Source organism: Stappia sp. BW2, from assembly GCF_008107695.1.
In the GTDB taxonomy this organism is placed as follows: domain Bacteria; phylum Pseudomonadota; class Alphaproteobacteria; order Rhizobiales; family Stappiaceae; genus Roseibium.
In genome coordinates this window covers 271,370-292,412 of the sequence record NZ_VIRG01000066.1, presented here as the reverse complement: position 1 = coordinate 292,412, position 21,043 = coordinate 271,370, and the positions used below count along the sequence as shown (strand labels likewise).

Genomic DNA, 21,043 nt, shown 5'->3' with positions numbered 1-21,043 from the left:
TACATTCTAAAACTCGAAGTAGGTGAATATTTTTGCTGGGGAGTTATCTGAAGTCTCAAACGTAATCGCTTTTTCTTTGTTGTGTTGCGCCGGTATGGGGTTGGGCCCAAACCCGCGTATCCATCATTTCTGTAGGGTTTCTGCCGAGTAATTGCCCAAGTATTCCCTTGGGGAAAGGGAAATTGGTTGTAAAACAGTATGTTGCAGAAAAAGCACACAGGTGCCCGGCTGTGTTGCCGGTTGGCAGTTTGGGCTTGCTGCGCCGCGTCGAGTTTGGTTCTTAGCTTCTGCGACGGCGAGTAATCGCCAGTAAAAACGGTTCTGGCTTTTTCTGCTGAATGGTTTTTGTACGAAATCGCGGGGATGGAACCCACCAGGTCCTTGAGGGTCAGGTTTGGTTCCAATGAAAATTGACTTTTGGAGGTCAGATATGAAACTCAAGAGCTTGATGCTCGGCGCTGCAGCTGCTGCTGCTGCCACCACCGCACAGGCAGCCGATCTTCCGGTTGCTCCGGAGCCGGTTGATTACGTTCGCGTCTGTGACGCTTACGGCGCACGCTTCTACTACATCCCGGGCACCGAAACCTGCCTCCGCGTTGGCGGCCGTGTTCGTACCCAGGTGATCGTCAACAACACGCTGGACAACGGCGCATGGGGCAACCGTGATTCTGACGGCTACTCCTGGCTGTCTCGCGGCTACCTGTACCTGGACGCTCGCACCGCAACCGAATTCGGTACCCTGCGTGCATACGTCTCCATGTACTCCACCGTCACGAACGGTGTCGGTTCTTCCACGCTGGACAACGCTTACATCCAGTGGGGCGGCCTGACAGCTGGTTACCTGTCGTCTAACTTCGACATCTTCACCGGTCAGACCTTCATGGGTGTTGTTGACCGTAACTGGTCCGACCAGACCACCAACCAGATCGCTTACACCGCAGCTTTCGGTAACGGCTTCTCCGCTACGATCGCTCTGGAAGATCGTTCCAACCGTGAAGTTGGCACCTACGGCGGCACTCGTGCACCGGACCTGGTCGCTGCTCTCGGCGTTTCCCAGGGTTGGGGTTCTGCACAGCTGTCCGGTGCTCTGCACCAGGTTTACCCGGATGCAGCATTCAACCGCACCAATAACGGTGGCGAAGACTCCCTCGGTTGGGCAGTCGGCGGCGGCGTCGTCTTCAACCTGCCGATGGCTTCTCCGGGTTCCAACATCTACTTCCAGGGCTTCTACGCAGACGGCGCTCTGTCCTACATCGGCGCAAACAGCACCGTTGGCGGCGTAGCAGTCTCCGATTACGGCCCGACCGGTAGCACTTCCACTGGTTACTCCCTGTCTGCTGGTGCTTACATCCAGGCAACTTCCACGATCGGTCTTGCTCTCGACGGTTCCTACATGGACATCGATCAGCCGACTGGCGCAACCGATCTGACCCGTTGGGCAATCGACGGTTCCGTACAGTGGGAGCCGGTCTCTGGCTTCGTAATGGGTGCTGACGTTGGTTACGCCAACACCGACCCGAGCAGCGCATCTGACGTTGACGAACTCCTCTTCGGTGTTCGTATGCAGCGCACTTTCTAATCATCTGATTAGAATTCTGGCTGTGATCCTCTGAACTCCAGTCAGTCACGCGGCCCGGCAGGCTTCAATCTGCCGGGCCGTCCCCATTTTGATTCCCTGAGAATTTGCATGGGGTGAGGCTTCGAGCCTCCCGGCCAAGGGCCGGTCAAAACGGCGGTTTTGCCGAGAATCCTAACAGTTTCTAAATATCCGATCCATTTTTGTGACATTCACGCAACACCGGTTTTTGAAAACAGCCGCTGCGGTAGGTCTGGACCGTATTCTGTGTTGAACCGGGGAAATGTATGCGTATGGTCATCCATGCGAGCGGCTTCGAGCCGCACTGATTTGTCTGCCTCGGACGTCCAACCTCCGGTCGGTGACAAACTCAGACACAATTCGCGGGGACAATGGCGCTTATCTTTGGTGCCAATTGAAATGACTGATTGGAGGTCAGATATGAAACTCAAGAGCTTGATGCTCGGCGCTGCAGCTGCTGCTGCCGCCACCACCGCACAGGCAGCCGATCTTCCGGTTGCTCCGGAGCCGGTTGATTACGTTCGCGTCTGTGACGCTTACGGCGCACGCTTCTACTACATCCCGGGCACCGAAACCTGCCTCCGCGTTGGCGGCCGAGTTCGTACCCAGGTGATCGTCAACAACACGCTGGACAACGGCGCATGGGGCAACCGTGATTCTGACGGCTACTCCTGGCTGTCTCGCGGCTACCTGTACCTGGACGCTCGCACCGCAACCGAATTCGGTACCCTGCGTGCATACGTCTCCATGTACTCCACCGTCACGAACGGTGTCGGCTCTACCACGCTGGACAACGCTTACATCCAGTGGGGCGGCCTGACAGCTGGTTACCTGTCGTCTAACTTCGACATCTTCACCGGTCAGACCTTCATGGGTGTTGTTGACCGTAACTGGTCCGACCAGACCACCAACCAGATCGCTTACACTGCAGCTTTCGGTAACGGCTTCTCCGCTACGATCGCTCTGGAAGATCGTTCGAACCGTGAAGTTGGCGTCTACGGCGGCACTCGTGCACCGGACCTGGTCGCTGCTCTCGGCGTTTCCCAGGGTTGGGGTTCTGCACAGCTGTCCGGTGCTCTGCACCAAGTTTACCCGGATCGTGCAGCTGCACACCAGACCGGCACAACCAACAACGGTGCTGACGATTCCCTCGGTTGGGCAATCGGCGGTGGCGTCGTTGTGAACCTGCCGATGGCTTCTCCGGGTTCCAACATCTACTTCCAGGGCTTCTACGCAGACGGCGCTCTGTCCTACATCGGCGCAAACAGCACCGTTGGCGGCGTAGCAGTCTCCGATTACGGCCCGACCAGCGGCACCTCCACCGGCTACTCCCTGTCTGCTGGTGCTTACATCCAGGCAACTTCCACGATCGGTCTTGCTCTCGACGGTTCCTACATGGACATCGATCAGCCGGCTGGCGCAACCGATCTGACCCGTTGGGCAATCGACGGTTCCGTACAGTGGGAGCCGGTCTCTGGCTTCGTAATGGGTGCTGACGTTGGTTACGCCAACACCGACCCGAGCTCTGCGTCTGACGTTGACGAACTCCTCTTCGGTGTTCGTATGCAGCGCACCTTCTAATCATCCCTCACTCGAGGTTTGATGGAAAACCCGGCGGAAACGCCGGGTTTTCTTTTGTCTTGTCGCAGGAAAAATCTGCAAGGAGCAACGCAGCTTGCGATGCTGATGCTCAAACGCTCAGCAATACAGAAGCGTAAAAGTCCGTGGCCGGGTGGCCAGGTCAGACGGTTTGCAGAAATTCCGAGATCGTCTTATGCGTTTCACCGTCCCATAGAACCGGGGCGTGTCCCTGGCCTGGAACGGTTTTCACGGCCGCGTTCGGGTGATTCTCCATCATGCGACGGCAGGTGTCCGGGCTCAGCAGATCGGAATGTTCTCCGCGCAGAACAAGAACCGGGCGGTCGGTCAGCTTTTCGTAGAGCGGCCAAAGATCAGGCGAGGGCGCGGCATCATCCAGGCTTGCCAGTTGATGGGCGAGGGCGGGGTCATAATCCATGACCACATGGCCGTCGCGATCCGACGCGAGCTGATGGGCCAGTCTGAGCCAGTCCGCCTTTATGAAAGCCGGAAACTGATATCCGAGTGCATGTTCGAGCTTTTCCGCGACCTCCTCATGAGAAGCGCTTTTCATCTGGTGGCCAAGTGTGGAAGCAATTCGGTGGATCGCTCGCATCTCGATATGCGGACCGACGTCATTGAAGATGACGGCAGCCATTCGGGAAGCCGGATAGCGCAAGCCCATGGCCAGGGCGTGTAGGCCGCCACGTGACGTTCCAAGCACGGCAAAACGGTCCAGATGCAATTCTGCAATGGCAGCATCGATGTCTTTGTCTTCTACGGTCAGTGCGTAATTGCGCCAGTCCGGATCCCAGTCGCTCTTGCCGCGCCCCCGATAGTCGAGAGCGATGACCCTATGCCCGCGAGATTGAAGGAAACGCGCGATCTCATTGAAATCTCGTGTGTTTCGGGAGAGGCCAGGCAAGCAAAGAACCGGAATGGCGGATGGTGTCCCTTCCGGTGCAGCCGTCCCCACTGGCCACTCGCACCCGGAAAGGGTCAGGCCGTCCGGGCTTTGCCATGTAAACTCGACCGCCGGGTGATTTGGAGCAGTGCCGGCGCTGAAGAGCGCCTCTTGTGGCGCAGAAGCCATGAGTGTCTCCCGTTACGTTTCCATCCAAAGGTTGTTTTTTCAAAGATAGAGTGGAATGCGGAAGGCTGCCAATAGGAAGACTTCTTATCCAGGTCTGAAAACAAGGCGACGGGTGTCGCTGGAAGAGCGCAGTTGAGGCAAGAAAAGTCGAAAAGCATCGGTTCTATGGCCTTGGAACCATTGCTCCTTGTTCAGCAGATGAGTATGTTGCGCCTCCATCTGAAACAGATACCCTTCCGCCCGTCGGAACCGCGACAATCATCCAAGAGGAAACCGAGATGTTCAAAGGTTCAATTCCAGCGCTGATTACCCCGTTCAAGGACGGAGCGCTTGATGAGAAACGGTTCCAGGAGTTTGTCGACTGGCAGATTGCCGAAGGCTCATCCGGTCTCGTACCTGTCGGAACGACCGGGGAAAGCCCGACGCTGACCCACGACGAACATAAGCGGGTGGTGGAGCTTTGCGTGGAGGCCGCTGCCGGCCGTGTTCCTGTCATGGCGGGTGCAGGCTCCAACAACACGATCGAGGCTATCGACTTTGCGCAGCACGCCGAAAAGGCAGGTGCCGATGCCTTGCTGGTCGTAACGCCTTATTACAACAAGCCGAACCAGGCTGGCATGAAGGCCCATTTCAAGGCCGTCAACGATGCAGTCGGTATTCCGATCTTCATCTACAACATTCCGGGACGTTCAATCGTCGACATGTTGCCGGAAACGATGGCCGAACTGTTTGAAACCTGCGAAAACATCAAGGGCGTGAAGGATGCGACCGCCGACATGGCCAAGGCGAGCCGTCAGCGCCAGCTGTGTGGCCCGGAGTTCGTCCAGCTGTCAGGTGAAGACATCTCCGCGCTTGCCTTCAACGCGCATGGCGGTGTCGGCTGTATTTCCGTAACCGCCAACGTTGCGCCGCGCCTGTGTGCCGAATTCCAGGCAGCCACATTCGCGGGGGATTACAAGAAGGCACTTGAGTATCAGGATCGGCTGGCACCGCTGCACCGGGCCATGTTCCTGGAGCCGAGCCCGGGTGGCGCAAAATACGCGCTCTCCCTGCTTGGCAAGGTAGATGAGGAGCTTCGGTTGCCGCTTCTGCCGGTAAGCGAGGCCGCGCAAGCCGAGATTCGTGCTGCGATGGCACACGCCGGATTGATCAACTGATCGGAAAAGGAATGGCGCAGGCCGCCGGGAACTGACGTTCGTCTTAAGTGTTTGCCTGTTTGAGACGAACTCAGATCCATGGCGCTGACGCCGGAAGGATAAAAATGGCTCCGAGAAAAGGGGGCGATCCGGGGCGGACCATCATTTCCGACAACCGGAAAGCCCGGTTCAATTTCGAAATTGAAGATACGCTGGAAGCTGGAATCGAGCTGAAAGGCACCGAGGTCAAGTCTTTGCGCAATGGCAAGGCGAACATAGCCGAGTCCTACGCTGCCGAGCACAAGGGCGAGATCTGGATCTACAACGTCTATATTCCGGAATACCTGCAGGCCAACCGGTTCAACCACGAGCCGCGCCGTCCGCGCAAATTGCTGTTGCACAAGCGGGAAATCGGCAAACTCGCAGGCGCGGTCCAGAAGGACGGCAAGACGATTGTTCCGCTCAAGCTCTATTTCAATGAGCAGGGCCGGGCAAAGCTGGAACTGGCGCTGGCCCGCGGGAAAAAGCTGCACGACAAGCGCGAGACTGAAAAGAAGCGCGATTGGCAGCGGGAAAAATCCCGGTTGATGAAGAACTTGAGCTAACTGCGTCTATCCACAGCAGCACAAAACCTCAACTCCATGACTTTGCGTAACCTGTGGAGGGCTTGCGCATAAGATGTGGAAGAGCTGTGCACTGGCTGTGGGTAGCGAAATTGCCAATCCCGGGCTTTTCCCGTGAATTGCCTGTGTAAGGCCGTAGCAAAAAAAGTCTTTCTGCGCACCCATCTTCCTCTAAGCCGTCAAACTTTCCAGGATATCGCGTTTCCAGTCAGGAATGGGGCAGGGCCTGCGCGTTTCACGGTCTACATGAACATGCACAAAGCGGCCATGAGCTGCTGTTGTCTGGTCTTCGCCGGCAAACAGCCCGACCCGGAAAACCACAGACGTTGAGCCAAGTTTCTCGACCTTCAACCCTGCGGAAACGACGGAAGGAAAGGTCAGCTCGGCAAAGTAATTGCAACCGGTTTCCACCACCAGAAAGATTTCCTGGCTGCTGATCGGGTCGAGCAATTTGTTGTCAACGTACCAGCTGTTCACGGCAGTGTCGAAATAGCTCAAATACTGCACATTGTTGACGTGCCCGTAGATGTCCACATCTATCCACCTTGTGGGGATATGTAGAAAAGCTTTGAATTCGGACCGCTTCAAAGGTTCCGGTCTGGTTGCTTGGGGATTAGCTGTGAAATTCATAGCGCTGCCTTGTAGATATCAAACGCGTCCGTTTCGCCCATTTCCCTCAGATTGTTGACCAGAAGACGTGTCTGTTTCATGGCGTCGCTCGCCAGTTTGGGCAGATCGGCTTCGCTGATACCGACATCGCGCAAGCGTGTCTGAAGACCGAGTTTTACGGCAAGGTCCGCCAAGTGTTCCGCGAATAGATCAGACCGGGCCCGCGCATCGCTTACGCCACTAAGCTCCGGAAATACGGTTGGCGCGATCTCGGCATAAGTCTCTGAGGCAACGGCGTTATTGAACTTCAGGACATGTGGCAGGACTAGCGCGTTGGACAATCCGTGGGGGACGTGAAACGTACCGCCGATGGGATAGGCAAGGGCATGAACCGCCGCCACAGGTGAGTTGGCAAAGGCCATGCCGGCAAGCATCGAACCCAGCAGCATTGCCCCCCGTGCGTCGGTGTCGTCAGGCGTAAACACCGCCTTTTCGATATTGGCGCCCAGCAGCTTCAGAGCTTCGATGGCCAAGGTTCTGGACACCGGGTTGTTGTTCGCGGATTTCGAGGCGTAGCCCTCAATGGCATGAACCATCGCGTCAATGCCTGTCGCCGCTGTTACCGGTCCTGGCAGGCCAAGGGTCAGCAACGGGTCGAGGATCGCAAGATCGGGCAAAAGGAGCGGCGACACGACACCGCGTTTTTCTTCTTCTCCAACCGTGATGATCGAAATCGGAGTGACCTCCGATCCGGTTCCTGCGGTCGTCGGAACAAGGATCAGCGGCAAACGCGGGCCCTTGGCGTTTCCGATGCCCCAGGCATCGTCCAGGTCCTCTTTGCTGCCAAGCAGCAGCGCGACGAGCTTGGCGACATCAAGCGACGACCCTCCACCGAACCCGATGACGGATGTCGCCCCGTGAGCGCGGGCTGCGTCCACGGCAGCATCAACGAGTGACCTTGGCGGATCGGCAACGACGTCACTGAACCGGGCCAAGTCGTGCCCGGCCCCGGTCAGTGCGGCTTCGCAGGACGCTTGCAGGCCAAGGGAAACAATTCCCGGATCGGTTACGAGAAAGGGGCGGGGCCCCAGAAAAGAAGCCGTGTGGCTTGCCAGGGTCTCAGCGGCGCCATTTTCGAAGACAATGCGCTGACTGGTGTTGAACGTGAACGCCCCTATCATAAGTCCTCCCGGGTACTGTTTGCTTCACAGTGGCAGGAAAAGACATGCGCAGTCGAGAGAAGATTGATCCGACTTTTGAGGAAGATGAGGCGTGCCACACCTTCACGAACTCCAGCGTCGATAGTGGTTCAGGCGTGCATCTTCGCGCCTTTTGAAACCTTGTCTGCGATCTTCCTGTCCGCATGAAACGCGATGCCGACAACCTTCGCATCGTCCGGGCCAAAGCGTGAAAAGACCTCCCGGTTCGCGCTGTCATGGCCGGTGGTGAACATTTCCTCGATGTAGAGGCTTGCCGGAACCGATCGGTCCAGCGTGCGCCTGTGAATCTTGCTGAGTGTCTCTGCGTCAGCACTGAGGACGATGATCGGCTGAACACTCATCGGGTGATAGACATTGGCTGCTGCATCGCTATAGGCTTCGCCGATTATGCCGGGCTTTGCTGCGGCAACGCCGGTTGACAGGAACGCGGTCACATTCAGCTTCTGCCACACAGCGAGATCTTCTCGAACAACAACGACGAACTTGGTTTCGAACATGACTTTCAACTCCACACGGGGATTTCATCTTGAAGCGGAAGAGCAGGATCTAGCGGAGAGCAAGCCGAGTGGTCTTGAACGTTTGTGCGCCGTTGAAGCGGACACGATCCTCGTTGCGCCACCGGAACAGGGGATCGAGCGCATTGAGGCCCGGTTTCACGGCAATGGCTTTGCGCCGCACCGGCACGATACATACGCCATCGGTTTGACCATCAGCGGTGTGCAGACCTTCAGTTATCGCGGTGAGAAACGTGCTTCATTGCCGGGACAGGTGATCGTCATCCATCCGGACGAACTGCATGATGGCGGTGCGGGAACCGAGCGCGGGCTCCGCTACCGCATGCTCTACATTCCGCCGGAGCTGATCAGTGAAGCGTTGGCGGTCTCGGGCAATGCGCGTCTGCCGTTTATCGGCTCACCGGTTATCTCAGACGAGGGCTTCAGAAAAGATCTGGCAGATGCCCTGTCCGACATTGATCAAGAAATGGGAGCCTTCCGGCGTGATTGCCTTGTCACGGATCTGGCCGCTTGTCTGGCCCGTCACGCCGATGTCCGCAAGGAAGGCAACATCACGTTGAACTGGTCGTCTCTGAGGGCTTGCGCCGAGTATTTGAGAGACGGCTGTGCCGACAGGATCAGCATGGAAGAGCTGGAGGACCTGGCGCAGATGGACAGGTTTTCCCTGTCCCGACAATTCCGCAATATATTTGGAACGAGCCCGCACCGCTATCTCGTCATGCGGCGTCTTGAGAGGGCCAAGACAGAATTGACCCAGGGAGCGTCCCTTGCCGATGCGGCCTTTGCCAGTGGTTTTGCGGATCAAAGTCATCTGACCCGCCACTTCAAGCGCACATTCGGAATGACGCCCGGTCACTGGCGGCGGCTTTGCGCCGCCAGTATGGCTTAGAGCTTGTTCGGTCCAAATTTGTTCGACCGCGGGAACCCTGTGGGAGGCAGGCGGCCGGCCTGGCCGCGTTCGCCGCGCCAATCGGCGAGTTCTTCCAGAGACCGGGTGAAGCTGCGGCCGGAACTGTCGGTCCAGGTCAGGCCGTCTTCGCTCTTGAAGACGCGAATGTCCGAAATGTTGCCATCCCGGTAGCGCTGCAGGCGAACGCCGCGGCCACGGCCCATCTGCGGGATCTGCACCAGCGGGAACACCAAGAGTTTTCTGTTTTCGCCGATGATGGCCACATGATCGCCGGCTGCCTCCACACAGATCGAGGCCGCTGCCGGCGCACTGAGGTTCAGCACCTGCTTGCCCTTGCGTGTGTTGGCAACGACGTCGTCCTCGCTGACGACAAATCCACGCGCCTCGGTGGTCGCCAGCAGCAGATTGCGCCCAGGTTTGTGAACGAAGGCATTCACCACATCCTGCGCCTCGTCCATTTCCACCATCAGGCGGATCGGTTCGCCATGGCCACGCCCGCCGGGAAGACGGTCCGCGCCAAGCGTGAAGAACTTGCCGCCGGTCGAGAACAGCAGAATCTTGTCGGTGGTCTCCGCATGCAACGACAATTTCAGTTTGTCGCCCTGCTTGAACGCGACGCCGGAAAGGTCCGTCTGGTGACCCTTCATCGCGCGGATCCAGCCTTTTTCGGAAATGATGACGGTGATCGGTTCCTTTTCGATCATCGCCTGCTGGATATCGATCAGATCCGTTTCCGGGGCTTCGGATTTGTCGGTCCGGCGCTTGCCGATTTCGGTTTCAGGGCCATAGACCTTGGAGATATCCGCGATCTCCTTGGAGATCTTGGTCCACTGACGCGCGTCGGAACCGAGCAGCTTGGTCAGGTCGTCTTTTTCCGCCGATAGCTTGTCGTGCTCCTTGCGGATTTCCATCTCTTCCAGCTTGCGCAAGGACCGCAGGCGCATGTTGAGGATGGCTTCTGCCTGAACATCCGACAGCTCGAAAGTTTGCATCAGTTCGGCTTTGGGTTCGTCCTCCTCACGGATGATGCGGATGACCTCGTCCAGGTTCAGATAGGCGACAAGATAGCCTTCCAGAACTTCCAGACGGTGGTTGATCTGCCCAAGCCGGTATTCGGACCGGCGGATCAACACTTCCTTGCGGTGGTCAAGCCATTCACGCAGGACCTGCTTCAGGCCCATCACCATGGGCACCTTGCCCATGGACAGGACGTTCATGTTCAAGGAGAACCTGTTTTCCAGGTCCGTCAGCTTGAACAGTGACTCCATCAGGATGTTGGCGTCGACATTGCGCGAACGCGGCACTAGGACGATGCGAATGTCTTCTGCCGATTCATCGCGGATATCGTCCAGAAGCGGCAGTTTGCGCGCCGTCAGCAGTTCGGCGATCTTTTCGATCAGGCGCGACTTCTGAACCTGGTAGGGGATTTCCGTGACGACAATCGCCCACTGCCCACGGCCGAGGTCTTCGACTTCCCAGCGGGCACGGATGCGGAAACTGCCGCGTCCGGTTTCATAGGCTTCGCGAATGGAACCCTGATCCGACACCAGAAGACCACCGGTCGGGAAATCCGGGCCCTTGATGTATTCCAGCAATTCGCCGGTTTCCGCATTCGGGTTCTTGATCAGGTGCTGGCACGCCTGGCAAAGCTCGAACGCATTGTGCGGCGGAATTGACGTCGCCATGCCAACGGCGATGCCCGACGACCCGTTGCCGAGAAGGTTCGGAAAGCCGCCTGGCAGAACAATCGGCTCCTTGTCTTCACCGTCATAGGTCTCACGGAAATCGACGGCATTCTCGTCCAGCCCGTCCAGCAGCCGCTTGGCGGTATCGGTCATGCGCGCTTCGGTGTAACGCATGGCCGCTGCGTTATCACCGTCGACGTTGCCGAAGTTGCCCTGGCCGTCGATCAGCGGATAGCGCTGCGCGAAGTCCTGGGCAAGACGAACGAGCGCATCGTAAACCGCCTGGTCGCCATGCGGGTGGTATTTACCGATGACGTCACCGACAACGCGGGCGCATTTCTTGAAGCCAGATCCGGGGTCGAGTTTCAAAAGGCGCATCGCATAGAGCAGGCGCCTGTGCACCGGTTTCAAACCATCGCGCACGTCAGGCAAGGCCCGGTGCATGATGGTCGACAGTGCATAGGCCAGATAGCGCTCTTCCAGCGCATTCTTGAGATTAATGCTCTCAATGCCGCTTGGCGGCGGTGTCGTCTCTTTTCCCATGAATATCTGCTAACCTGTTCGGCGGGCGGGTTCAATTCGCTTGCACGCGGAAAGGGCCGGAACTGGCCGATTTTCAACGGAAATCGGTAGGTCCAGGCAGGCGTGGCTGGCGATGGCGGGCGAAGAAACCTATTGCGGCTGTTCCCGGTTGTCTTTTACAGGCAAATCCGAAATCATCAATGCAATCCTGGGTAGGCGCTGAAAGCACGGCAGGGCCCAATTCGTTCGGAGAATGAACCGGTGATAAAACTGTCCTTTGCCGCAAGCAGTCTTGCTTCCGCGCTCCTGCTCTTTTCTCCATTGGCCGCTTTCGCGCATTCCGCACCATGGAACACGCCTTACGGTTCCTACTTCGACCGGCCGGACTTGGCACCTGAGTTCGAGGTTTTGTCCGATGGGCTGAGATCCGGAAAGTGATGCTTCCAGGCGATGTTCTGCTGGAGATGGAGCGCAAGGATGGCAAAATACAGATCGCCACCTTTGATCAAAGCGGCCATGGCGCGGTGCTCTGCGTCAAGGGGATCTATCAACTGGCGCGGGCAGCGCTCGACAGCTGTCAGGATGTTGAAAACGAGCGCGTATCGCGTCTTGTGGACGAGGCGCTTGAGCGGATGGATCGTTTCATCCTCGCCAATTCGATCGAGCCTGTCACGATGAGCCAAATGAAGGAGCGTAATCAGGCAAAGCTCAGGAAACTCCGCGACGATCTGAGTGGACCGGATGCATCTGGAAAGTTGAAGAGCTGCAAGGCGGACGTTCCCGAGCGCGTGCAATCCCCTGCGCGTCTGGTGTCTGCGTTTGACGAAACCTCCGACGAGGAGTTCAGAGCGAAGGTCGACGACCTGCTGTTGGTTCCACGCCTGCCGGCGATGAACCCGTGTCTTTAGGACAAGGAGCATCGTCATAGACTGCGTACTTGCCGTTGACGATGCGCGCATGTCTTGAAGCGCGCGCAAGGCTCCGGATATCACCGGGCTCCGGAGATCAGAAGGCGCACGGCGTAGAGCAAGTGCCGATGTGACCGGCTTCCATGCGTCACGCGTGGCCGGCTGTACAATCACCATCGCGACTTCATCAAGCTGATCCGCACTGGCAGGGACCTGAAACGCCATGCCGAGAAACCCAAGCCCAAACAGGATGAAGGCAAGCAGGTGAAAACCTCAGGTTGCGTGAAGGGCTTGTGAGAATCAGCACCATCCCTTAGTTGATCGCCGAGTTTATTTCAGTCACGCAAAACTGCGTGGCGCGTTTTCAGGCGGGTTCATGGCTTCCCAACGCAAATCTTTTCGTTGGCTCTTGGTCGGTTTGGTGGCGCTGGTTCTTGCTGCTGTAGTGGTGTCCTGGAATGATTTTTACCTGTTGCGCCTGAAAACCTATTCCATTCCTTCCGGCAGCATGCGTCCGACCCTGGAGGTCGGTGAAGTTGTTCTTGGGAGAAAAATCTTCCCCTCAATGGGCGAGCACTATGAGCCAGTCCGCGGAGACGTAATCGTTTTCAATATCGCTGCCAAAGGGGCAAACGATTATCTGGAAAGGGTCATCGGCTTGCCGGGCGAGCGCATACGGCTTCAGGACGGCGTGGTGCTGATCAATGATGTGCCTGTTCCACGTCAGGCCCTTGCAGACTATCGCTACGAGGCTTCAGACGGTACTGAGGTCTCTGCTCCGCGATATAGGGAAACTTTGCCGAACGGCAGAAGTTACGAAGTTCTGGATCTCGATCCGCAAGGAGAAATGGACACGACAAGAGAATATGTCGTGCCCGACGGTCATCTGTTTGGAATGGGCGACAATCGGGACAATTCGGCCGACAGCCGTTACACGGATTACGTCGGATATGTACCGCTGAACGAAGTTACCGGTGTCGTTGAGACGATCCTTCTTCGCAAGGGCGAGAGCAGTTCACTTTGGCAGCCGGTTCAGCCGGAAGCAAATTAGGCGTGTTTCTGGAGTTTCAGAAATTCCAGGGGAATTCGGTTCGGTAACGCTTTTCAAGGGCGGTGAGCACCTGGTTTCGTGTGCCGCCGTCCCTGGCCTCATGTTCCTGCACGTATCTGTTCAGGAAAAAGCTCGTCAATTCGAAACCCTGGGTGACATCGGCCCAGGTCAACTCACTGCCCGCCTGCCGTTGCCCGTCAAGAAGAAAGCTGGGCAGGGGGAGCAAGCGGTCATGATAGGGCGCGCCGGCTTCCCGGCAGACAGCACGGGCGGATTTCGGTGAGACATAGGCAAGGTCTTCGTTGCTGCCGGTGGCGACGCAGGATGAAAGATCAAGACCGATACCGAGGTCACGCAAGACCTCAAGCTCGAAGCGGATCAGAAGCGCGGCTGCCGCGTCCGAAGCCTCCAGATGGTCCAGAACCACGGTCAGCGCATTGAACAATCTCGGGTAGGCATGTCTTTCGGGCAGGAGGCGAAGCAGAAAGGCCAGATGCTGGAGCGCTGCCAGACCGAGACTGCTGGTCATGAGGTCACCCGCCCGCAGCGTTTCCGGCTCAATCTGAAACTGGCCGAGATGGTCGGAAAGGCGTGCCTTCCAGGTGAGGGTAAGCTCATTGCCAGGCTGCAGGACAGGCCGGTGCCGCCGGGAACGACCACCACGCACAAGGCCGAGGTGGCGGCCATGATCCAGCGTCATGGCCTCCAGAATGACATCGTTTTCGCCGTGTTTGCGGGTGGTCAGCACCACGCCGCGTCCGCTCCATTCCAAGGGCCGTTTCCCGTTTCACATCTGGCCGGGAGTTTGGCGGATTCGGAGATCCGCGCAAATTATTTCGGAAATTCGAGCCCCATTTCCCGGTAGCGCTCCGGATCGTCCGCCCAGTTCTCCCGAACCTTCACGAACAGGAACAGATGAACGGGAGCTTCGATGATTTCCGAAAGCTCTTCGCGGGCGGCTTGAGAAATCGCCTTGATGGTCTGGCCGCGTTTGCCGAGCACGATGGACTTCTGGCTATCCCGTTCCACGTAAATGGTCTGCTCGATCCTGGCCGATCCATCCTTGCGGGCCTGCCACTGTTCTGTCTCCACGGTGGAGATATAGGGCAGTTCCTCGTGCAGGCGCTCGAACAGCTTCTCACGGGTGATCTCGGCGGCAAGAATGCGAAGAGGCAGATCCGACGGCTGGTCTTCCGGAAAGAGCCAGGGACCGTCCGGAACCTTGGACGCGAAATAGTCCAGAATGGACTGGGTGCCATCGCCGGTCAGAGCGGACACCATGAAGGTCTCTTCAAACGGGACGATTTCATTGATCTTCTGCGCCAGCTGCAGCAGTTTCTCGCGCTTGGCGACATCGGTCTTGTTGAGGATCAGGACCTTGGGCGCCTGTTGGCTGGAAAGGCGTTTGAGGATGTTCTCCACTTCCTCGGTCAAACCTTTTCGGGCATCAACCAGAAGCGCGATCAGATCGGCATCGCGCGCACCGCCCCAAGCGGTATCAACCATGGCGCGATCGAGCCGGCGCTTGGGTTTGAAAATGCCTGGCGTATCGATGAACACCAACTGCGCCGCACCATGCATGGCCACGCCGCGCACGATCGTGCGGGTGGTCTGCACCTTGTGCGTGACAATGGATACCTTGGTGCCGACAAGCTGATTGATCAGAGTCGATTTACCGGCGTTGGGCGCGCCAATGAGGGCAATGAAACCCGCCTTGGTATCGGTCGGCATCTCCGGCAATGGCTCGGGAAGCGGCATGTCGAAACGGCCGGTCGGGGCCTGAAAGCCGTTGTCGTCGTCCTCGTCCATCGGACCGTCATTGGTGGTGTCGTCACTCAACCTGTTCTATTCCTTCCAAACGCCTTCCCGGCGCAGCACGGCTTCTGCCGCATTCTGTTCTGCAATCCGCTTGGAACCACCCTTGCCTTCGCCAGGCGGCAGCCCCTGAACGGTAACCGACACGGTAAAATTCGGAGCGTGGTCCGGTCCGTCCCGGGTGGTCACGTCGTATCGCGGCGTCGGCAGGCTCCTGGACTGTGCCCACTCCTGGAGCGTTGTCTTGGCATCGCGCAGCGGTCCCGACCAGGATAGCATACGCGGTTCCCAAAGGCGCGTGATGAAGCTTTCGGCCGCCTCGAAGCCACCGTCCAGATAGATCGCCGCGATGACCGATTCACAGATGTCGGCAAGCAGGGCGGTCTTCTTGCGGCCACCGGTTTGCGCTTCTGCAAGTCCGATTCGCATGGCATCGCCAACGCCGAGCTCCTGCGCGATTTCCGCACACGTCTCACGCTTGACCATATGGTTGAAGCGCCGGGCCAGTTCGCCTTCATCTGCCCGGGGAAAATGCTTGTGCAGCATGGAGGCAATCACGAGGCCGAGAACACGGTCGCCGAGAAACTCCAGTCGCTGATAACTTCCCGCGACCGTTTCGGACGGAGGCAGGGCACTGGCATGAGTCAGCGCTACCCGCAACAGCTCCAGATCACGGAACTCATATTGCAGCGCGCTTTTCAGGGCCGAAACCGGTCCTGGTTGATGATGTTGTCTTTTCATGCTGCCTGCTTGGGCGACCTGTCGCCAAAGCCCCGGTTAGAGTGTTCGGCCAATCCGGTCCCAGCGAACGCTCCACGGCCAGGACCAGATATGCCAGGCTGGCGTTCCTTCCTTGATGGAGAAGAACAGGATTTCGGCACGGCCCATGAAGTTTTCGAACGGAACGTAGCCAACCCTGTCCAGAAAACGGCTGTCGACAGAGTTGTCCCGGTTGTCGCCCATCATGAAGTAATGGCCTTCGGGCACCTTGTACTCGCGGGTGTTGTCCATCTCTCCGTGTGTGGTGAGATCCAGGGTCTCGTAGGAAACGCCGTTCGGCAGGGTTTCCAGGTAGCGCGGCACGCGGCGCACGAGGCCGGACGGTGATTGTTCGATGTAATCGTCGATCCGCTCACGTTTGACCGGTTCACCATTGATATGCACCACGCCGTCGATGACCTGGATTGTATCGCCGGGCAGGCCGATCACACGCTTGATGTAGTCAATGGAGGTATCCCTCGGCAGCTTGAAGACGGCGACATCGCCCCGTTCCGGGTCGGAAGCCCAGATACGGCCACTGAAGGGGCCCAGGCCGAAGGGAAAGGAAAAGCGAGAGTATCCATAGCTGAATTTGGAGACGAACAGATAGTCGCCAATCAGCAATGTATCCTTCATCGAACCGGATGGAATGTTGAACGGCTGGAACAGGAATGTTCGCACGATCAGGGCAAGCAACAACGCCTGGACAATAACCTTGACGGTTTCAACGAGGCCGCCGTCCTTATCCTTCTTGTTTTCCGTCACGCTCATGTTGTCCCTTGATCAAATTTGTCCGGCATTCTGTTCGGCACTGCCACTTACAGCCGGACTCTTATCCGCTAGCGCCTGTTGACGCAATGAGAGGAAGGCCCTTAAGGCTGGGCTTTCAGGAGGAATCCGCCTTTGGAGGTTCAGGCCGGTCGCCCGGCCGGGCCGAAATTACGGCAGAGGCCTGCGCCAGTGGGTAATCGTCTGTATTTATCTGATTGATGGCAGTCCTGAAACCAGAAGGCCCCACCGCCTGCAATCGTTCTATGCCGCCACCCATAAGGGCTATGGCCGGCTTGCTGGATGCCAGCTTCGCTATGCCCGTCTCTCGCAAGGCGACATCCATGCGAATGCCGCTGCCAAGTGCCTTCGAGCAGGCTTCCCTGAGCGCGAAACGTTTGGCGCAGGAGGCGGCGCGCTTGTTTGATTTGGTTCGCTCGACTTCAGTAAAGACCTGGTAGGTGAAGCGCTCTTCGAACCGTTCGAGAGTTTTCTCGAAACGACGAATATCAATCAGATCGCTGCCATTTCCAGGGATCATGCCTTGCTTTCCAGGTTACGGCGGGATGAGAGCCGGGATCTCAGTTTAGTTGGGCTGGGCAGCCGGCAAAATCAAGCGCTGCCGTCTTCTTCAACGGTGTTGCCCGGGGCGGGAAACAACCGGCCATGTTTGCCAGCACCCTTGTCGGCGAGTTTGTTTCTGCGCCGCCGCTGATAGACTTCGACACTTTTGTAAACGACCACGTAGGACACCGTCCCGACAACGAGGCCGAGCGGGACAGCGCCAATAAACATCGGCTTGAGCATTGGCCAGAGCGCATCGAGCGACTTCTCGAAAAGGCCATGCTGAAACTGCTGGTGTACCTGGTGCGTATCTGTGTGCGGCGCGCGCCCGTAGAGTATCCACTGCCCGATCTTGAAGGTGAAGGCCCAGATGAACGGGAACGTCAGCGGATTGCCGACGGATGTTCCGAGCGCGGCAGCGATCAGGTTGCCGCGTACCACGTAGGCAAGTGCAAACGCCGTCAGAAAATGGAACCCGACCAGGGGCGTGCAGGAGGCAAAGGCTCCCGCGGCAAAACCCAGGGCGATCGCGTGAGGGGTCGCAGTCAGGCGCAACACCCGCTTGCCAAAATAACGGGTTGAGCGCGCCCAACTGTTCCGGGGCCAGACGGCGACGCGCAGTCGCTCAATCCGTGTTGGCCTATTTCTCCGGCGAAACAGCATGGTCTAAGGCTCAATCCCGTGTTTTTTTGTTTAGCTCAATCCGCGGCTGCCTGGCTTGACAGCAGGCAGAGCGGCCAGTTCTGGCGGCAGGTTGTCCGGTTCATAGGCCGGAACCTTGTATTCTGCCAGCGCTATTACCGGCACCGAGGCATCTGCCTCGCCACCGGATCGGTCGATCAGGCAGGCAACACCCAGGACTTCAGCACCAAGAGCTTTCAACGAGGTTACCGTTTCACGGCTGGAAAGGCCGGTCGTAACGATATCCTCCACAACAATGACTCGGGCGCCTTGCGGCATTTCGAAGCGGCGCAGTCTGAATTCACCGTCTTCCCGCTCCACCCACATGGCAGGAACATCGAGATGACGGGCGGTTTCGTAACCCGGAATGAGGCCACCGAGGGCAGGAGAAACGATGTAATCGATCCTGCCGAGGTCGGAGGCGCGGATCTTGTCGGCAAGCGCCTTGCAGAGCTTTTCCGTCTTGTCCGGATACATGAACACGCGAGCCTTCTGCAGGAAGACCGGGCTGCGCAGACCGGAGGTCAGAATGAAGTGGCCTTCCAGAAAGGCTCCGGCCTCGCGGAATACGGCCAGAACTTCATCGCGTGTCATTATCAGATCCCCTCAAAATTCTTCGGCGGCTGCGCGCCGGCCTGTGGTTTATCAGCGGTGTTGTCCACTCGAAAGCGGCTTTGTCGTTTTGTGCCGGTTGCCACTGGCAATCTAGCCATTCACACGACTGACGCTGGAAACATTAGGCTTGCTACGCAGCTGGTTTATGATCCTGTTCAGGTGTTTCAGATCCCAGACTTCAAGATCAATGATCATCTGATGGAAGTCCGAAGCGCGCTGCATCATCTTGACGTTGTCGATATTGCCGCTGTTTTCGCCGATCACCTGGGCAATGGTTGCCAGGGAACCGGGTTCGTTTGCAGCAGATATGTCCAGGCGCGCAGGGAACCGTTCCGGATTGTTGACGTCAATGTCCCAGCGAACGTCGACCCAGCGCTCTGTCTGGTCATCGAATTCCTTCAGGGACGGCGATTGTATGGGATAGATGGTCAGTCCTTCGGACGGGGTCAAGATGCCGACGATGCGATCACCGGGAACAGCTCCGCCATCAGGTGCGAAGGTGACCGGAATGTCTCCGGACAGACCGCGGATTGGCAGGGCTGGTCCTTCTTCGGCCTCGCCGTTGGCGTTTGCTGCGGCCTTGTCTGCATCAATCTCTCCAGGAGGTATGCGGAACTTCAGGCCGTGACCCTGTTTCAGGCCGAACCAGCCTTCTTCCAGCGGCGGGCCGGAAAGGGCCACGCGCTCGTCCTGATAGTCCGGATGGGCTGACTTCAGAACCAGTTGGGCCGAAAGATCGCCGCGACCGACGGCGGCCAGCAAATCGGCAACGCTGGCCTGGTGCAAAAGATCGAGAATTGCTTCCAAGAGGTCTTCCGAATAGGCCTTGTCCGCCCGGGCAAAGGCGCGCTTCAGAATGTGTTCTCCAAGGGCTCCGTACTGCTTGCGCACCGACTCCCTGGTGGCGCGGCGGATTGCGGCACGCGCCTTGCCGGTAACGGCAATCGCTTCCCAGGCTGGCGGCGGCGTTTGCGCGGGCGAACGAATGATCTCGACTTCGTCACCGTTATGCAACTCGGTCACCAGCGGCATGATCTTGCCGTTGACCTTGCAGCCAACGCAGGTGTTGCCGATGCCGGTATGAACCGCATAGGCAAAATCGATCGGCGTTGCGCCCCGGGGCAGGGCGATCAGCCGGCCTTTGGGGCTGAAGCAGAAGACCTGGTCGTGGAAGAGTTCCAGCTTGGTATTTTCCAGAAACTCTTCCGGTGTGTCCCCCTGCGCCAGCAATTCGGTGGTTCTCCGCAGCCATTCGAAGGCGCGGCAGTCTTCCGTGTGCCGGGCAATGTTGCGACCGCCGAACTCACCATCTTTGTAGAGTGCATGTGCGGCGATGCCGTATTCCGCGACCCGGTTCATTGAAATGGTCCGGATCTGCAGTTCCACGCGCTGGCGGGACGGTCCGACAATCGTGGTGTGGATCGACTTGTAGTCGTTCTGCTTGGGCGTGGAGATATAGTCCTTGAACCGACCGGGAACGGTCGGCCAGGTCGTGTGAATGACGCCCAGCACACGGTAGCAGGCTTCCACGGTGCCAACCGTGACGCGGAACCCGTAGATATCGGAGAGCTGCTCGAAGCCGATGGCCTTGCGCTGCATCTTGCGGAAGATCGAGTAAGGGCGCTTTTCGCGCCCCTTCACCAGGGCGGCCATGCCCCGTTCGCTGAGACGTTCCGTCAGCGTTGTCTCGATGTCCAGGATCAGGTCTCGGTTGCGTTCGCGCAGATCGACCAGACGATCGGTGATGGTTTCATAGGCTTCGGGATTGAGCGTGTGGAAGGCAATGTCTTCCAGCTCCTCGCGCATGTCGTGCATGCCCATGCGCCCGGCGAGCGGCGCATAGATTTCCATCGTTTCTTCGGCAATCCGCCCACGCTTGTGCTCCGGCATATGGTGGAGCGTGCGCATGTTGTGCAAGCGATCGGCGAGCTTGACCAGAAGCACGCGGACGTCATCGGCAATGGCAAGCAGAAGTTTGCGGAAGTTTTCGGCCTGCTTGGCTTTCTGAGAGACCAGGTCCAGTCGCTTGATCTTGGTCAGACCCTCGACCAGCTTGCCGATTTCCTCACCGAACAGGGAGTCGATCTCGGCCCGGGTCGCGTCGGTGTCCTCGATGGTGTCATGCAGCAGGGCGACCGCAATTGTGGCGTCGTCCAGGCGCAGGTCCGTAAGGATCGCGGCAACTTCGAGAGGATGGGAGAAGTAGGGGTCGCCAGACGCACGCGTTTGAGAGCCGTGTTTCTGCATGGCATAGACGTAAGCCTTGTTGAGCAAGGCCTCGTCGGCGTCCGGATTGTAGCGCGTAACCCGTTCAACGAGTTCGTATTGACGCATCATGGCCGCAACCGACCCTGGCAAACGGCTGAGACATCAGCGCGACAGACAAAAGCCGTC

Annotated in this window: 20 protein-coding genes; 7 read left to right on the top strand and 13 right to left on the bottom strand. The window is 58.0% G+C overall.

The window, feature by feature from the left end; translation table 11 throughout:
* Positions 1–430: 430 nt before the first annotated feature.
* Together FMN63_RS12865 and FMN63_RS12860 are read left to right on the top strand one after the other, a co-directional pair.
* On the top strand, positions 431–1,579 hold the full coding sequence (locus tag FMN63_RS12865) for a porin (protein WP_148584368.1): 1,149 nt from the start codon (positions 431–433) through the stop codon (positions 1,577–1,579).
* 438 nt (positions 1,580–2,017) lie between these two features.
* A complete protein-coding gene (locus FMN63_RS12860; RefSeq protein WP_148584367.1) occupies positions 2,018–3,178 on the top strand; it encodes a porin in 1,161 nt (386 codons plus the stop codon).
* A 160-nt stretch (positions 3,179–3,338) separates the two neighbouring features.
* Here FMN63_RS12860 and FMN63_RS12855 read toward each other — a convergent pair whose 3' ends face one another.
* A complete protein-coding gene (locus FMN63_RS12855; protein WP_148584366.1) occupies positions 3,339–4,268 on the bottom strand; it encodes an alpha/beta fold hydrolase in 930 nt (309 codons plus the stop codon).
* Between the two features lie 278 nt (positions 4,269–4,546).
* Between FMN63_RS12855 and dapA the strand changes: the two genes are divergently transcribed.
* Together dapA and smpB are read left to right on the top strand one after the other, a co-directional pair.
* Positions 4,547–5,425: a 4-hydroxy-tetrahydrodipicolinate synthase gene (gene dapA, locus FMN63_RS12850; protein ID WP_148584365.1), complete on the top strand. Its 879-nt coding sequence runs from the start codon at positions 4,547–4,549 to the stop codon at positions 5,423–5,425.
* A 104-nt stretch (positions 5,426–5,529) separates the two neighbouring features.
* The gene (gene smpB, locus FMN63_RS12845) at positions 5,530–6,009 is read left to right on the top strand and encodes an SsrA-binding protein SmpB (RefSeq protein ID WP_148584364.1); all 480 of its coding nucleotides are present in this window, start codon (positions 5,530–5,532) and stop codon (positions 6,007–6,009) included.
* Between the two features lie 189 nt (positions 6,010–6,198).
* Here smpB and FMN63_RS12840 read toward each other — a convergent pair whose 3' ends face one another.
* The 3 genes from FMN63_RS12840 to FMN63_RS12830 all read right to left on the bottom strand — a co-directional run bounded on the left by FMN63_RS12840 (position 6,199) and on the right by FMN63_RS12830 (position 8,353).
* Complete coding sequence (locus FMN63_RS12840; protein WP_148584363.1) at positions 6,199–6,657, bottom strand: acyl-CoA thioesterase; 459 nt, start codon at positions 6,655–6,657, stop codon at positions 6,199–6,201.
* Positions 6,654–7,817: an iron-containing alcohol dehydrogenase gene (locus tag FMN63_RS12835; protein ID WP_148584362.1), complete on the bottom strand. Its 1,164-nt coding sequence runs from the start codon at positions 7,815–7,817 to the stop codon at positions 6,654–6,656. The genes FMN63_RS12840 and FMN63_RS12835 overlap by 4 nt, the downstream gene beginning before the upstream one ends.
* Positions 7,818–7,945: 128 nt before the next feature.
* Positions 7,946–8,353, bottom strand: a complete 408-nt coding sequence (locus tag FMN63_RS12830) for a DUF2000 family protein (protein WP_148584361.1) — start codon at positions 8,351–8,353, stop codon at positions 7,946–7,948.
* On the opposite strand from FMN63_RS12830, the gene FMN63_RS12825 reads away from it, so the two are divergent.
* Positions 8,352–9,260, top strand: coding sequence for an AraC family transcriptional regulator (locus FMN63_RS12825; RefSeq protein WP_148584360.1), 909 nt, complete (start codon positions 8,352–8,354; stop codon positions 9,258–9,260). The genes FMN63_RS12830 and FMN63_RS12825 overlap by 2 nt on opposite strands.
* On the opposite strand, the gene parC is transcribed toward FMN63_RS12825, so the two are convergent.
* Positions 9,257–11,509 carry a DNA topoisomerase IV subunit A gene (gene parC / locus FMN63_RS12820; protein WP_148584359.1) on the bottom strand — a complete coding sequence of 751 codons (2,253 nt, stop codon included), beginning with the start codon at positions 11,507–11,509 and terminating at the stop codon, positions 9,257–9,259. The two genes, FMN63_RS12825 and parC, sit on opposite strands and share 4 nt — an antisense overlap.
* A 443-nt stretch (positions 11,510–11,952) precedes the next feature.
* On the opposite strand from parC, the gene FMN63_RS12815 reads away from it, so the two are divergent.
* Both FMN63_RS12815 and lepB (FMN63_RS12810) read left to right on the top strand, forming a co-directional pair.
* Positions 11,953–12,396 carry a hypothetical protein gene (locus tag FMN63_RS12815; RefSeq protein ID WP_148584358.1) on the top strand — a complete coding sequence of 148 codons (444 nt, stop codon included), beginning with the start codon at positions 11,953–11,955 and terminating at the stop codon, positions 12,394–12,396.
* A 376-nt stretch (positions 12,397–12,772) separates the two neighbouring features.
* A complete protein-coding gene (gene lepB / locus FMN63_RS12810; protein WP_148584357.1) occupies positions 12,773–13,447 on the top strand; it encodes a signal peptidase I in 675 nt (224 codons plus the stop codon).
* Between the two features lie 16 nt (positions 13,448–13,463).
* Here the strand turns inward: lepB (FMN63_RS12810) and recO are convergent, their stop codons facing one another.
* From recO to FMN63_RS12770, 8 genes are all read right to left on the bottom strand, one after another.
* On the bottom strand, positions 13,464–14,219 hold the full coding sequence (gene recO, locus FMN63_RS12805; protein WP_148584356.1) for a DNA repair protein RecO: 756 nt from the start codon (positions 14,217–14,219) through the stop codon (positions 13,464–13,466).
* 59 nt (positions 14,220–14,278) lie between these two features.
* The gene (gene era, locus FMN63_RS12800; protein WP_205514086.1) at positions 14,279–15,205 is read right to left on the bottom strand and encodes a GTPase Era; all 927 of its coding nucleotides are present in this window, start codon (positions 15,203–15,205) and stop codon (positions 14,279–14,281) included.
* Positions 15,206–15,292: 87 nt separating this feature from the next.
* On the bottom strand, positions 15,293–16,003 hold the full coding sequence (gene rnc, locus FMN63_RS12795; RefSeq protein WP_148584355.1) for a ribonuclease III: 711 nt from the start codon (positions 16,001–16,003) through the stop codon (positions 15,293–15,295).
* 36 nt (positions 16,004–16,039) lie between these two features.
* Positions 16,040–16,792 carry a signal peptidase I gene (lepB, locus tag FMN63_RS12790; protein ID WP_148584354.1) on the bottom strand — a complete coding sequence of 251 codons (753 nt, stop codon included), beginning with the start codon at positions 16,790–16,792 and terminating at the stop codon, positions 16,040–16,042.
* A 115-nt stretch (positions 16,793–16,907) separates the two neighbouring features.
* The gene (gene acpS / locus FMN63_RS12785; RefSeq protein ID WP_148584353.1) at positions 16,908–17,330 is read right to left on the bottom strand and encodes a holo-ACP synthase; all 423 of its coding nucleotides are present in this window, start codon (positions 17,328–17,330) and stop codon (positions 16,908–16,910) included.
* A 71-nt stretch (positions 17,331–17,401) separates the two neighbouring features.
* On the bottom strand, positions 17,402–18,016 hold the full coding sequence (locus FMN63_RS12780) for a DUF2062 domain-containing protein (RefSeq protein ID WP_148584352.1): 615 nt from the start codon (positions 18,014–18,016) through the stop codon (positions 17,402–17,404).
* Positions 18,017–18,046: 30 nt separating this feature from the next.
* Positions 18,047–18,628: an orotate phosphoribosyltransferase gene (gene pyrE / locus FMN63_RS12775; RefSeq protein ID WP_148584351.1), complete on the bottom strand. Its 582-nt coding sequence runs from the start codon at positions 18,626–18,628 to the stop codon at positions 18,047–18,049.
* A gap of 111 nt (positions 18,629–18,739) precedes the next feature.
* Positions 18,740–20,986, bottom strand: coding sequence for a RelA/SpoT family protein (locus FMN63_RS12770; protein ID WP_148584350.1), 2,247 nt, complete (start codon positions 20,984–20,986; stop codon positions 18,740–18,742).
* Positions 20,987–21,043 lie beyond the last annotated feature (57 nt).

Coding starts and splice junctions, on each gene's coding strand:
- FMN63_RS12865 (WP_148584368.1), top strand. CDS start 431: ATGAAACTCAAGAGCTTGATGCTCGGCGCTGCAGCTGCTGCTGCTGCC.
- FMN63_RS12860 (WP_148584367.1), top strand. CDS start 2,018: ATGAAACTCAAGAGCTTGATGCTCGGCGCTGCAGCTGCTGCTGCCGCC.
- FMN63_RS12855 (WP_148584366.1), bottom strand. CDS start 4,268: ATGGCTTCTGCGCCACAAGAGGCGCTCTTCAGCGCCGGCACTGCTCCA.
- dapA (WP_148584365.1), top strand. CDS start 4,547: ATGTTCAAAGGTTCAATTCCAGCGCTGATTACCCCGTTCAAGGACGGA.
- smpB (WP_148584364.1), top strand. CDS start 5,530: ATGGCTCCGAGAAAAGGGGGCGATCCGGGGCGGACCATCATTTCCGAC.
- FMN63_RS12840 (WP_148584363.1), bottom strand. CDS start 6,657: ATGAATTTCACAGCTAATCCCCAAGCAACCAGACCGGAACCTTTGAAG.
- FMN63_RS12835 (WP_148584362.1), bottom strand. CDS start 7,817: ATGATAGGGGCGTTCACGTTCAACACCAGTCAGCGCATTGTCTTCGAA.
- FMN63_RS12825 (WP_148584360.1), top strand. CDS start 8,352: ATGACTTTCAACTCCACACGGGGATTTCATCTTGAAGCGGAAGAGCAG.
- FMN63_RS12830 (WP_148584361.1), bottom strand. CDS start 8,353: ATGTTCGAAACCAAGTTCGTCGTTGTTGTTCGAGAAGATCTCGCTGTG.
- parC (WP_148584359.1), bottom strand. CDS start 11,509: ATGGGAAAAGAGACGACACCGCCGCCAAGCGGCATTGAGAGCATTAAT.
- FMN63_RS12815 (WP_148584358.1), top strand. CDS start 11,953: ATGGAGCGCAAGGATGGCAAAATACAGATCGCCACCTTTGATCAAAGC.
- lepB (WP_148584357.1), top strand. CDS start 12,773: ATGGCTTCCCAACGCAAATCTTTTCGTTGGCTCTTGGTCGGTTTGGTG.
- era (WP_205514086.1), bottom strand. CDS start 15,205: ATGCCGCTTCCCGAGCCATTGCCGGAGATGCCGACCGATACCAAGGCG.
- rnc (WP_148584355.1), bottom strand. CDS start 16,003: ATGAAAAGACAACATCATCAACCAGGACCGGTTTCGGCCCTGAAAAGC.
- lepB (WP_148584354.1), bottom strand. CDS start 16,792: ATGAGCGTGACGGAAAACAAGAAGGATAAGGACGGCGGCCTCGTTGAA.
- acpS (WP_148584353.1), bottom strand. CDS start 17,330: ATGATCCCTGGAAATGGCAGCGATCTGATTGATATTCGTCGTTTCGAG.
- FMN63_RS12780 (WP_148584352.1), bottom strand. CDS start 18,016: ATGCTGTTTCGCCGGAGAAATAGGCCAACACGGATTGAGCGACTGCGC.
- pyrE (WP_148584351.1), bottom strand. CDS start 18,628: ATGACACGCGATGAAGTTCTGGCCGTATTCCGCGAGGCCGGAGCCTTT.
- FMN63_RS12770 (WP_148584350.1), bottom strand. CDS start 20,986: ATGATGCGTCAATACGAACTCGTTGAACGGGTTACGCGCTACAATCCG.